The following is a 13,309-nucleotide window of genomic DNA, read 5'->3' on the forward strand; positions in this document are numbered from 1 at the left end:
ATGCAAATATTGTTAGTCGAGGATGATAATACCTTATTTCAAGAACTAAAAAAAGAATTAGAACAATGGAATTTTAACGTTAATGGTATTGATGATTTTGGAAAAGTCATGGATTCTTTTGATAAATTTAACCCCGAAATTGTCATACTAGATGTTCAATTGCCAAAATATGATGGATTTTATTGGTGTAGAAAAATGAGAGAAGTTTCTAATGTTCCGATACTTTTTTTATCATCACGAGATAACCCAATGGATCAAGTTATGAGTATGGAACTAGGTGCTGATGATTACATGCAAAAACCATTCCATACCAATGTCTTAATAGCAAAATTGCAAGCCATTTATCGTCGTGTTTATGAATTTACAGCTGAAGAAAAAAGAACATTAACATGGCAAGATGCAACAGTAGATTTGTCTAAAGATAGTATTCAAAAGGGTGAACAGACGATATTTTTATCTAAAACAGAAATGATTATTTTAGAAATTTTAATCACTAAAAAGAATCAAGTCGTGTCACGTGATACCATTATTACAGCATTGTGGGATGATGAAGCATTTGTAAGTGATAATACGTTAACTGTTAATGTTAATCGGTTACGTAAAAAATTAGCTGAGATTAAGATGGATACTGCAATCGAGACTAAAGTAGGTAAAGGATATATGGCTCATGAGTAATTTGAAATGGTTTGGTCAATTTCTTAAATCACGTATAACTTGGATACTTTGGATTATCTTTTTAAATGTCATTATGCTTGCTATCAGTTTTATAGATTATGATATTTCAATAGATAGTGTGTGCTATATTGTATCACTTAATTTAAGTTTAACAGTAATTTTTATTATTTTGATTTTCTTTAAAGAGGTAAAGCTATTTAAGCATTTCGATAAAGATAAAGAAATTGAGGAAATAAAGCATAAAGATTTGGCAGAAACACCTTTTCAGCGTCATACAGTAGATTATTTATATCGTCAAATTTCAAATCATAAAGATAAAGTAGTCAGTCAACAATTACAACTAAACTTACACGAACAGACAATAACTGAATTTGTTCATGATATTAAAACACCTGTAACTGCGCTTAAGTTACTTATTGATCAAGAAAAAGACGTTGAGCGCAAGAAAGCACTACTGTATGAGTGGTCACGCATTAATACCATGTTAGATACTCAATTGTATATAACTAGATTGGAATCACAACATAAGGATATGTATTTTGATCATGTATCATTAAAACGCATGGTCATCGACGAAATACAATTAACAAGACATATTAGTCAAGTTAAAGGTATTGGTTTTGATGTTGATTTTGCAGTAGATGACTTTGTATATACTGATGTTAAGTGGTGTCGCATGATTATTAGACAGATTTTATCTAATTCACTTAAATATAGTGAAAATTATAACGTAGAAATTGAAACTCAATTAGTAGATGATCATGTTGTCCTTATAATAACTGACCATGGTAGAGGTATTAGTAGTAAAGATATGCCTAGAATATTTGATAGAGGATTTACATCTACAGCAAATAGAAATGAAACAACATCATCTGGTATGGGCTTGTATTTAGTTGATAGTGTCAAAAAGCAATTAGGAATCGAAGTAGATATAGCATCTGAAGTAGGTAAAGGAACGCGCGTCAAAATCATTTTCCCATTGCAAAACGAAATTGTAAAACGCATGTCACAAGTGATGAATGGGTCACTTTAAACATGCGTTTTGTTACATTTGTTATTAGGGATAGTGGCAAGTTGTATAATAAAGTAAACTACAAGTGACCATATTTCAATGGCATCTTGGAAATGATGAGCAATATATAAGTGCTTAGGAGTGTTAAAGTGACAATTTTAGAAGTAAAACAATTAACTAAAACATATGGCAATAAAAATATGGTGCAAGCTGTGCTAAAAGATATTAATATGTCAGTTGATGAAGGTGAGTTTGTGGCAATAATGGGGCCATCAGGTTCTGGCAAGACGACATTATTAAATGTATTAAGCTCTATTGATTATATAACACAGGGCTCAATCATATTAAAAGGTCAACAATTAGAGAAATTATCGAACAAAGCATTATCAGAAATGAGAAAACATGATATCGGTTTTATATTTCAAGACTATAATTTATTACATACTTTGACAGTGAAAGAAAACATTATGTTACCACTATCTGTCCAGAAAGTAAGTAAAGAAGTGATGCTTAATAGATATGATCAAATTGCACAAGCACTTAATATTAAAGATGTGAGTGATAAATATCCTTCAGAGTTGTCGGGAGGACAAAGACAAAGAACCTCTGCAGCTAGAGCATTTATAACGATGCCGTCGATTATCTTTGCGGATGAACCTACAGGTGCGTTAGATTCGAAAAGTACTCAAGATTTATTAAAAAGATTAACTAAAGTCAATGAATTAATCAATACGACGATTATAATGGTGACGCATGATCCAGTCGCTGCCAGTTATGCTAACAGAGTAATCATGTTAAAAGATGGACAAATCTTTACAGAATTATATCAAGGAGAAGATGATAAACAAACGTTTTATAAAGAAATAATGAGGGTTCAAAGTGTATTAGGTGGCGTTAATTATGAGTTTTAACGAAATCATTTTTAAAAATTTCAAACAAAATTTACCGCATTATGCTATTTATCTCTTTTCGATTGTTATTAGTGTAGTATTACATTTTAGTTTTGTGACGTTGAAATATGCACATAAATTAAATACTCATGAGAATTACCCAATCATTAAAGAGGGGTCTCAAGTAGGAAGCTACTTTCTATTTGTTATCATCATGGCTTTCCTATTATATGCTAATGTATTATTTATTAAACGTAGAAGTTATGAATTATCACTTTTTCAAACATTAGGTTTATCAAAGCTCAATATCATTTATATTTTAATGTTTGAACAGTTATTATTATTTGGAATTACAGCGATACTTGGGATTATTATTGGTATCTTTGGATCTAAAATATTGTTAATGATTGTATTGAGAATATTAGCTGTTAAAGCCAAAGTTCCTGTAATTTTTAGTATTAAAGCTATTTTAGATACGTTATTGTTAATTGGTATTGCATATCTATTAACTACATTGCAAAATTTTATTTACATTATGAAAAAATCGATCACTGAGTTATCTAATGATTTTAATTCTAAAGAAATAGAGCATCATAAAATGACTTATGGTGAGATTATATTAGGATTGTTAGGTGTAGTATTAATTTTAGCCGGTTACTATCTATCATTAAATATCGTAAAATATTATGATTCGGTGGGTGTATTATTATTTATATTGTTAGCATCTGTTATTGGTGCTTACTTATTTTTCAAAAGTTCTGTGGCATTAGCGTTTAAAACAGTAAAAAAAATTAGACGAGGAATAATAAGTGTAAGTGATGTAATGTTTACTTCTTCTATTATGTATAGAATTAAGAAAAATGCATTCTCACTAACAGTGATGGCTATCATTTCTGCTATAACTGTGTCCGTATTATGCTTTGCAGCTATTAGTAGAGCGTCATTAGCGAGTGAATTACTCTATAATTCTCCGCATGATGTCACACTTAAAGATCAACAACAAGCCAATAATTTAGCTTATGAATTAAATAATAGGAAAATAGCGCATTATTATAATTATAAAGAAGTAGTTTATACCAAGTTATATAAAGATAAATTATTTGACATTAAAATGAAAGAACCTTATCAAGTAACGGTTACAAGCGATAAATACATTCCCAATACAGATGTAAAAAGAGGTCAGGCCGATTTACTTGTAGCAGAAGGTGCGATTAAAGAACTAGTTAAACATAAAGACCATGGTCAGGCAGTTCTGGGAACAAAAAAACATCATCTTAATATAACAGTACATAAAGATATAGATAAAATTTATTTTATGAGCAGTGTAGATCGAGGTGGGCCTACATTTGTACTTAATGATCACGATTTTCAAAAATTAAGAATGTATGCCAAAACGAAAAATATCGTATCGCAATATGGCTTCGATTTAACACATAAAAAAGATGCTGTAGCATTAGAGATGGCTAAAAATAGTGTTAATAAAAATATTCAAACTAAAAGTGAAGCGGCCAATAGTTTATCTGGATTAACTGGAATTTTATTATTTGTAACTTCATTCTTAGGTATTTCATTTTTAATCGCAGTAAGTTGTATTATTTATATTAAACAAATTGATGAAACTGAAGACGAACTTGATAATTATATTATTTTAAGAAAACTGGGCTTTACACAAAAAGATATGGCTAAAGGATTAAAATTGAAAATAATGTTTAATTTTGGTTTACCATTAATTATAGCGTTATCACATGCTTACTTTGCATCATTAGCATATATGAAGGTGATGGGAACTGATAACCAGCGCCCTATATTTATTGTCATGATTATTTACACATGTATATATGCAATATTTGCTATAACTGCATATAACCATTCTAAGAGAACAATCAGACATTCTATATAGTGAACAACAGAATAAATGATAGCTATTGTTATAATTTGAAATTCGAGACATTCGTACATATGACGAAATCGCCTCGAATTTTTTTAGTTGATAAGCTGTCGTACGATTATAAATTAGGTGTAATAAATCTTTTTGAATTGAGAATTAAGATTATATTCTCTAATGAAGAAAAGATATTAATTTAAATAATAGCATAACAATGTTAATGTTGATTTTATAAAGTTTTCATAAAGTTAACAATTATGAAACTAGTCTATAAACATTTAATGGCAGTTAAAGTTAACACTTTAAATTTATATGTTAAGTCTAAGTGTAAATATTTCATTGCGTGTTTGTTAAGAATTTGTAAATAGAATTGTAGGATTGTAAATTTTGTGATATTTTCATATAAGGGCAAATAGTGGAATACATAAATACACGGTTTAGCTCTTGATAAAGATATATCATTTTAGATTTAGAATATTAATAACTTAAAACCCAGAATGACATGTTGTGTATTAACACAAATTATAAAGGATTGTGATTGGCCACCAATCGCTTAAATGGAGGATTTTAAATGTTTAGTAAGAAAAAAGACAAGTTTATGGTTCAATTAGAAGAAATGGTATTCAATCTAGATCGTGCTGCAATTGAATTTGGTAAGATGGAATTCAATACACATTTAGATTTGAAAGCTTATTCTGATAACATAAAAACGTATGAATCTCATGGTGATGAGTTAGTACATCAAGTTATTACTGATTTAAATCAAACATTTATTACACCAATTGAACGTGAAGATATTTTATCTTTATGTGATGCAATTGATGATGTTTTAGATGCTATTGAAGAGACTGCAGCTATGTTTGAAATGTATTCAATTGAATATACTGATGAATATATGGCTGAATTTGTTGATAATATCCAAAAAGCAGTAGCAGAAATGAAATTAGCTGTTGGATTATTAGTAGATAAAAAACTTTCACATATGCGTATACATTCAATTAATATTAAAGAGTTTGAAACAAATTGTGATGGTATTTTAAGACAATCAATTAAACATATCTTTAATAGTGAAACAGATCCAATCACATTAATTAAAATCAAAGATATTTATGAGAGTATGGAAGAAATCGCTGATAAATGTCAAATAGTAGCCAATAATTTTGAAACTATAATTATGAAAAATAGCTAAGGGGAGTTATATTTATGTCGTATTTATTAATCGTCACTATAGCTGTAGTTATATTTTCACTAGTATTTGACTTTATTAATGGTTTCCATGATACAGCAAATGCAGTTGCAACTGCGGTTTCAACTAGAGCTTTGACACCGAAAACAGCAATTTTAATGGCAGCAGTGATGAACTTTATCGGAGCATTAACATTTACAGGTGTAGCGGGGACAATTACTAAAGATATTGTAGACCCTTTTAAATTACAACATGGTTTAGTTGTTGTATTAGCAGCTATATTAGCAGCTATTGTTTGGAATTTATTAACATGGTTTTATGGAATACCAAGTTCATCATCACATGCATTAATTGGTTCCATTGCCGGAGCAGCAATAATGGCTGAAGGATCTTTTAACGTTCTTCATTATCAAGGATTCACGAAAATTATTATCGTCTTAATTGTTTCGCCAGTTATTGCATTTTGTGTTGGTTTTATGATGTATTCAATTTTTAAAGTTATTTTTAAAAATGCTAATTTAACGAGAGCAAACCGTAACTTTAGATTTTTCCAAATTTTCACAGCAGCATTGCAATCATTCTCACATGGTACAAATGATGCTCAGAAGTCTATGGGTATCATTACATTAGCATTGATAGTTGCTGGTGTGCAAAATGGTAGTAGTGTAGAACCTCAAGTTTGGGTTAAAGTAGCCTGTGCTACAGCGATGGGGCTTGGTACAGCGATTGGTGGTTGGAAAATCATCAAAACAGTTGGTGGTAATATTATGAAAATCAGACCAGCAAATGGTGCTGCAGCAGATTTATCATCAGCATTGACGATTTTCGTTGCTTCATCATTACATTTCCCATTATCAACAACACATGTTGTGTCATCATCAATCCTAGGTGTTGGTGCATCAAACCGTGCGAAAGGTGTTAAATGGAGTACGGCACAAAGAATGATTGTTACATGGGTAATCACGTTACCTATTTCAGCTATCTTAGCAGCATTGTTATACTTATTATTACATTTATTCTTACGATAATCGATTGAATAAATTTAAGGCCTATAGAAATCAAGCAAATCATGCGATTTCTATAGGCTATTTATTGTGCGCCCGGCATGGGTAATTACTAGACGGTGAAAGTCCGTTACAGGCTTGGTAGTAGGAACTGTTAGCGAAAGACAAGGGTGTCCATTGTGAAATGGAATCTGAAGGAAGTCGGACGCAAACACTCGCACTGACGAACAGAAATATCATACAAGGCTATGTGGAATGGATGAATCTGCAATACAAGATAAAGTCCGATACTACCCGAGTTCTATATAGTAAATGATGCAGTGGAATGAGTGGAAAGTGGTTACTCTTACCCGGGGAGGTCTCATCAGCGATAAAAAAAATCGTAGTAATAACGAATGATGAGAAGTCAGCAGAGGTCATAGTAGGTAGAAATACTGAAGGACTGAACAATATTCATACAAAGTAAAGAATGGAGGTTAGAGATTTACAACGTACAGAATACAATTAATGATTGGCAACTCATAGAAAGATAAGTAGTGGAACGAAAAAGGATATATGAGTGCGTACAGTAAATCTTAGGTGAAATGAAAGAAATGTATCGTGAGTCTCCATCTATGATGGAGCTTGTTGTAAGAGAGAATAATATACAAAAAGCAATTAAGAAAGTGAAGAAAAACAACGGTGCACCTGGCATCGATGGCATGCGAGTAAGTGAATTAACATCACATTTCGCAAAATACTTTCCACAAATTAAACAAAAACTGCTTGATGGCACGTATAAGCCACAAGCAGTAAGAAAGGTTGAAATACCTAAATCAAATGGGAAAAAGCGCGTGCTTGGAATCCCTGTCGCAAGAGACAGAGTTATCCAACAAGCCATTAAACAAGTCATTGAACCTAGTATCGACCGTACTTTCTCAAAACACAGTCATGGCTTTAGACCGAATCGTAGTACAGGAACTGCACTTAAAGAATGTGCAACATACTATGAAGAAGGTTACTTAGTTGCAGTTGATTGTGATTTAAAACAGTGCTTTGATATGTTGAACCATGATAAATTAATGTATCTATTTGAACGACATGTTCAAGATAAAGCCATTTCTAAATTTATTCGTAGAAGCCTACAGGTTGGTGCAATCGACCTCAATGGTAATTATCGAAGTAGAGAAATAGGTGCACCGCAAGGTGGTGTTATTTCCCCGTTACTTTGTAATATTTATCTTCACGAATTAGATAATGAATTGGAGAAACGTGGTCATCGCTTTGTTCGTTATGCAGATGACTTCGTCATCTTTGTACGTACAAAACGAGCGGGTCAACGTGTCATGGAAAGTGTGACAAAGTTTATCGAAAAAGACCTTAAACTTATTGTAAATAGTGAAAAGAGCAAGGTAGGTTCTATCACACGTTTAAAGTTCTTGAGTTGTCTAATGACCAAAGTAAATGGCACTTATCGTTTCAGACCGACTATGGAAGCAAGAAGAAATTTAAAACGCACCTTAAGACGTCTAACGAAACGAAATAGACCAGGTACCTTTAAAGAGATTATATCAGAAATTAATCAAGTAACACGAGGGTGGATAAATTACTTTGGTAAAGGATTTATTACAGGTTTTGTAACGAAGTTACAATCATGGTTAAACCGACGCATTAGACAACTAATCCTCAAAAGATGGAAAAGAATAAAAACCAAATATAAGATGTTACGTAAGTATGGACTTGACCATAAGAGTGCAATGAAAATTGCCAATTCAAGAAAGAAATACTGGCGCTTATCATCAACGCATGAAGTTCATCGTGCACTTACAACAAAACGTCTCTACAAGTGGGGGTTAGAACCATTAACCCAACTCGCAGAGACGGCTTACGCAAGATATTGAACCGCCGAGTACGGAACCGTACGCTCGGTGGTGTGAGAGGACGGATAATCAAATAATGGTTATCCTCCTACTCGATTTGTAAAATTCAAATATTGTTTACAATGTATATATGTATTTTTAATTATATTGCGTTTAATTAAATTTATATTTGTGCAAAGTAATAAAAAAGCGTATTATATTTATATAACTATATGATGATTAATGAAATTTGATTAATTAAATAGATAAGTAACAATTAATGTTTGTAATCAATAATTGAAAATTAATAAATTATATCAAATATTGAATATAAAAAAACTAACAATATCTATTACAAGATGTTGTTAGTTTAATTGGGTTCTCTACCAAATTGGACTGATACATAATTATTTTTACATGCCTCGCGTTCCGAGGGTGCTATCTCAGCCTGTAGTCTTCGACTAGCACTGCTCCCTCAGGAGTCTCGGCTTCAATATAATTTATATATTATATTATTCATTTTTTATTTATCAGTCCTAGAAAATAGAGGACCTTTAATTGTTTATATATTAGTGAATAAATGCATAGCTTGATACTTCAGATGCGGGAATAGTACGATAATCAGTATTGTAAGGTCCGTTTGTATAGTTCATTTCAGAAATTAGAATACTACCGTCACCATTAACTCGTTCAACGTAAGAAACGTGACCATATGGACCAGGTGTGCTTTGCATAATTGATCCAACAGTAGGGTTGCTATCTACTTGATAACCATCATTAGCTGCATTTGCAGCCCAGAATTTTGCATCTGACCAATAAGTACTAATTGGATTGCCAGCTTGCGCACGACGATCGAATACATACCAAGTACATTGTCCTGCTGTATATAAATTTTGATGACTAAATGAAGGTGAAGAATAATTACCATTATTATTTGTTGTTGGTGTAGTAGTACCACCAGCACCACCATTTGGTATTTGTAATGTTTGATTTGGCATAATTAAATAACCATTTAAATTATTTGCTGACATCAATTCATCAACTGATACACCATAGCGGCTAGCAATAATATTTAAAGATTCGCCTGTTTGTACTGTGTGAGAAGATGCTGATGATCCGTTTTGTGAAGAAGTGTTTGATGTGCCTTGAACATCACTCCCACCTACAGAAATAACTTGACCAGGAAATACTAGGTTATTATCTAATTGGTTATTTTGTTTAATACTTTCTACTGATGTGTTGTATTGTTGAGCAATACTCCATAAAGACTCACCAGATTGTACGGTATGTTGTGTAGATGCTTGTGCATCATGGTGTGCTAAAAAAGCTGCTGCACCTGATGTTGCTGTTACTGCAAATGCTAATTTTTTCAAAGGGACTCCTCCTAAAAATAAGATTTACTAATTTGAAATTTTTATAAATCAATTTATATAGTAAATAGATTTTTTTTGTTTTTTATTACGCTATCCATACTAACAAAAAATACTAGCTTTGTGTGGAATGTTATTATCTTGTAATATTATTAACATTTATTGTATCAAGCATAAAATTTAACAAGTACTGATTTAATGCGTTATTAGAGCGTTTTCACAAAAACTCTATTATAATTTTTGTGAAATTTGTAATATTAGTCAGTAGCAATTTTTGTTAGAAATAGCTTTTTATTGCTTTTGATATAGTTAATGTTATTGTAAAATTTGGCATACCTATCAATATAAAAGGAGTTTTTTTATGGTTAATACTTCAAAGCAACAAAGTCATAGTCAAAAGGTAACAAGTCATGTGTATAGTAAAGTTTGGTTATATTTCATGTATTATTGGATTATTTTTGGTATTGGTTGTTACTTTGGTCAATATTTACCAAATAGTTGGCGTCAACCATTGTCATTTGGCTTATTATTACTAATTTTAGCTACATTGGTAATAAAACGCGCAAGACGATATGGACTAATTATTTCTCATATTTATGCCATAGTAGTAGGGGTGTTATCATATGCAACCTTTACCACTTATCTACAAAATTTGGGACCAGATGTTTTCTATAAAAATATTGCTTTAGCTATCATCGCATTTATTGCTTTTGGTATTATTGGTTATTTTGTGATTGGCGATGCATCAAGTATAGGAAAATATCTATTTGTGACATTAATTGCCTTAATTATTGCAAGTTTAATAGGTTTTTTCCTGCATAATCCTATTTTTTATACTGTAATCACAGTTGTAAGCTTATTGTTATTTTTGATGTATACGTTATATGATTTTAATCGTTTAAAACGAGGACAATTTTCTCCAAGAGAAATGGGTTTCAACTTGTTTATTAATTTATTGAATATTATTAAAGATATTTTAAGATTAGCGAATACTTTTAAAAGGTAAAGAAAATCATAATTATTAGGGTTGATTTTATAAATAAAACATAAATAATATTAAAAATGTATATCTTCTAAACATTTTATGTAAAATTTTATTTTTGATTAGTCATTAATGTTGTGTTAAATTTATATTTAAATAAATAAGTTAAATATTATAGGAAATGATTTTTAAATTAGTTATTAAAAAAGGAAGAGGTAAAATTATGGCAGATTCAGTTTTGCATATGCTCACTAACAATGAGTATGCTACAACACGTTGCCAAGATGGTATTGTGTTATTTTGGCCAATTGAAGACGAAATGAATTTACAAAAATTTCGTAAAAGTACAACGGTTACTGACGATATCTTTATCATTAATCATTTAGATGTCTATAGTATTAATAAAAATAGTAAGACTATCATGTTTTATATAAGTAGTGACTGGTTTACAGAGCTTGGCTTTTCCTTTTTTGATTATCATTATACTGCTAATTTAATTAAATCTTCCTATAAACTTAAATGCTTATTGCTAACTTTAATTTATCGTTCATTAGAAAAGAAACCGTTAAAAGATGAAGATATTGCTAAAATAAAAAGCATTGTGACTATTATTGCTACTGAAGCAGCTATGGATAAAGAGACTGCTCAAAATCAATATAATTATGCCTATTATGGTGACCTTAAAGAAGAATTAGATTATATTTATGAACATGTTCATGAAAGATTGACTTTACAAGAAGTTGCTGACGAATTGTTTGTTTCTAAATCAAATTTGTCATCACAATTTCGAGTGATGATGGGTATGGGGTTTAAGAAATATGTAGATACCTTAAAAATTGGAGAGTCTATAGAAATATTATTAACCTCAGATCATACTATAAGTTATATCAGTGGATACCTTGGTTTTAGTAACAGTTCTACATATGCCAAGATGTTTAAAAACTATATAGGTGTGACTCCCAATGATTATCGTAAATTATCGAAATTAAATAAAAAAAGTGGCTTACAAGTAGAACGGTTAACAGAATCACAGACAACAGAATTAAGGAAAGATATTTTATATTATATAAATCATTATAAAAATCGTTTAACAGATGTCATACATATTGATGTAGAAGAATTAAATGCAGCTAAACCTTTTCAAACAGTTATTCAAGTTAATACTATAACTGAAATGAAATTAGTTTTTTTAGAAGGTATTTTCAAAAGATTTATTACTGCTGATAGTCAAGTGACATTTTTTATTATGCCATCAATTATTGACAGTCAAAATACATTTACCGATGAACAAAGAGCTGAAATTGTCAGGACAATTATACAAAATGGCTTAAACATTGCATTTAATATAGAAGAAATTGACAAAATTCATTATATAGAGCAGTTATTTTTAACTATTATTGAGCACAATGGTTATTTAAATATTAAGAAATATGACAACTATGAAGTTCATTTTATTTTTGATTTAGGACAAATGGAAATAAGAAATATTTATCGAACAATTTTAAAAATACAAAATTTACGTATCAATTATAAACTAGGACTAAATATCAGCTGTTTAATGGAAAATATAAATTTATTTAAGACTTTAGAGTCTCAAATAAAAAGATTGAAATTTGATAATCTATTTATAGATAACGACATGTTACAGTATCCTTATTTAACAAAGAAAACAGATGAATTATTGTTAAGAAATACGCTTCAATTCAAAAATTTAAAGCAAGTACTCGAACACTTCGATTTAGAAAATGAACATTTAATTTTACTTAATATTGAAAATCATAAATTATTAAATGATAAAGATCGAGACTTAAGTAACAGTGCGCCGCTCATTAATAAAACTTTAAATGCTTTATATGATAACTTTGATGGATTTGGCTTGAATATTTTTGATAACAATCAGGCTAATACGATGCATTTATATGATAAAAATGGTTTTAAGACAACATTAGGCTTAATATTTTCTAAATTTTTATACTCAGTATCACGTGCTAAATACGATAGTAACTATTATTCTATTATTGACGTAGCGGATTATTATTGCCTTGTAGTATATGATTGGAGAGTTATAGAGCAAGAAAGTTTAAATACGACAATTGATGATAGTGAAATTTATATTAATTTTAAAGATAATATGTTAGATGATAAGTATTTAATTATTATAGAAACTTTTGATGAAAATAGTGGGAATATTAATCATTTGATTTCAAAAGATTTAAGAGATAAATACGAATGGAATACAGATTTACTTGCCAAAGTAGATAATTATTTTAAACCAGCTATAGAAATAAAAGAACATGATTTTAGTCAAGGTTCATTAAAACTGGATGTATCATTTAACGCGCTTTATGTTGTGAAAATAATGAAGAAGACAAAGTAAGTATTGCACAACTCAATTTATATTTGTTAGTAATTTTGACAATGCATTTAAAACAAAGACGAACGACAACAACTATGAAATTTAAGATAA

Annotated in this window: 10 protein-coding genes; 9 read left to right on the forward strand and 1 reads right to left on the reverse strand. The window is 30.1% G+C overall.

Features of this window, described 5'->3' with window-relative positions:
- From graR to ltrA, 7 genes are all read left to right on the forward strand, one after another.
- The gene (gene graR, locus J3R86_RS02805; RefSeq protein ID WP_207517966.1) at positions 1-675 is read left to right on the forward strand and encodes a response regulator transcription factor; all 675 of its coding nucleotides are present in this window, start codon (positions 1-3) and stop codon (positions 673-675) included.
- Positions 668-1,708, forward strand: coding sequence for a sensor histidine kinase (gene graS, locus J3R86_RS02810; protein WP_207517967.1), 1,041 nt, complete (start codon positions 668-670; stop codon positions 1,706-1,708). Before graR ends, graS begins: the two co-directional genes overlap by 8 nt.
- A gap of 128 nt (positions 1,709-1,836) precedes the next feature.
- The gene (gene vraF / locus J3R86_RS02815) at positions 1,837-2,598 is read left to right on the forward strand and encodes an ABC transporter ATP-binding protein (protein ID WP_207517968.1); all 762 of its coding nucleotides are present in this window, start codon (positions 1,837-1,839) and stop codon (positions 2,596-2,598) included.
- The gene (locus J3R86_RS02820) at positions 2,588-4,477 is read left to right on the forward strand and encodes an FtsX-like permease family protein (protein WP_207517969.1); all 1,890 of its coding nucleotides are present in this window, start codon (positions 2,588-2,590) and stop codon (positions 4,475-4,477) included. The genes vraF and J3R86_RS02820 overlap by 11 nt, the downstream gene beginning before the upstream one ends.
- A 556-nt stretch (positions 4,478-5,033) precedes the next feature.
- Positions 5,034-5,651 carry a DUF47 domain-containing protein gene (locus tag J3R86_RS02825; RefSeq protein ID WP_002463951.1) on the forward strand — a complete coding sequence of 206 codons (618 nt, stop codon included), beginning with the start codon at positions 5,034-5,036 and terminating at the stop codon, positions 5,649-5,651.
- A 14-nt stretch (positions 5,652-5,665) separates the two neighbouring features.
- A complete protein-coding gene (locus J3R86_RS02830; protein ID WP_207517970.1) occupies positions 5,666-6,676 on the forward strand; it encodes an inorganic phosphate transporter in 1,011 nt (336 codons plus the stop codon).
- A gap of 569 nt (positions 6,677-7,245) precedes the next feature.
- The gene (gene ltrA / locus J3R86_RS02835; protein ID WP_207518488.1) at positions 7,246-8,532 is read left to right on the forward strand and encodes a group II intron reverse transcriptase/maturase; all 1,287 of its coding nucleotides are present in this window, start codon (positions 7,246-7,248) and stop codon (positions 8,530-8,532) included.
- A 527-nt stretch (positions 8,533-9,059) separates the two neighbouring features.
- Here the strand turns inward: ltrA and J3R86_RS02840 are convergent.
- Positions 9,060-9,863 carry a LysM peptidoglycan-binding domain-containing protein gene (locus J3R86_RS02840; protein WP_207517971.1) on the reverse strand — a complete coding sequence of 268 codons (804 nt, stop codon included), beginning with the start codon at positions 9,861-9,863 and terminating at the stop codon, positions 9,060-9,062.
- A gap of 358 nt (positions 9,864-10,221) precedes the next feature.
- On the opposite strand from J3R86_RS02840, the gene J3R86_RS02845 reads away from it, so the two are divergent.
- Positions 10,222-10,866: a Bax inhibitor-1/YccA family protein gene (locus J3R86_RS02845; RefSeq protein WP_207517972.1), complete on the forward strand. Its 645-nt coding sequence runs from the start codon at positions 10,222-10,224 to the stop codon at positions 10,864-10,866.
- Positions 10,867-11,065: 199 nt separating this feature from the next.
- Positions 11,066-13,219: a helix-turn-helix transcriptional regulator gene (locus tag J3R86_RS02850; RefSeq protein ID WP_207517973.1), complete on the forward strand. Its 2,154-nt coding sequence runs from the start codon at positions 11,066-11,068 to the stop codon at positions 13,217-13,219.
- Positions 13,220-13,309 lie beyond the last annotated feature (90 nt).

Source organism: Staphylococcus simiae (assembly GCF_017357005.1).
Classification (GTDB): Bacteria; Bacillota; Bacilli; order Staphylococcales; family Staphylococcaceae; genus Staphylococcus; species Staphylococcus simiae_A.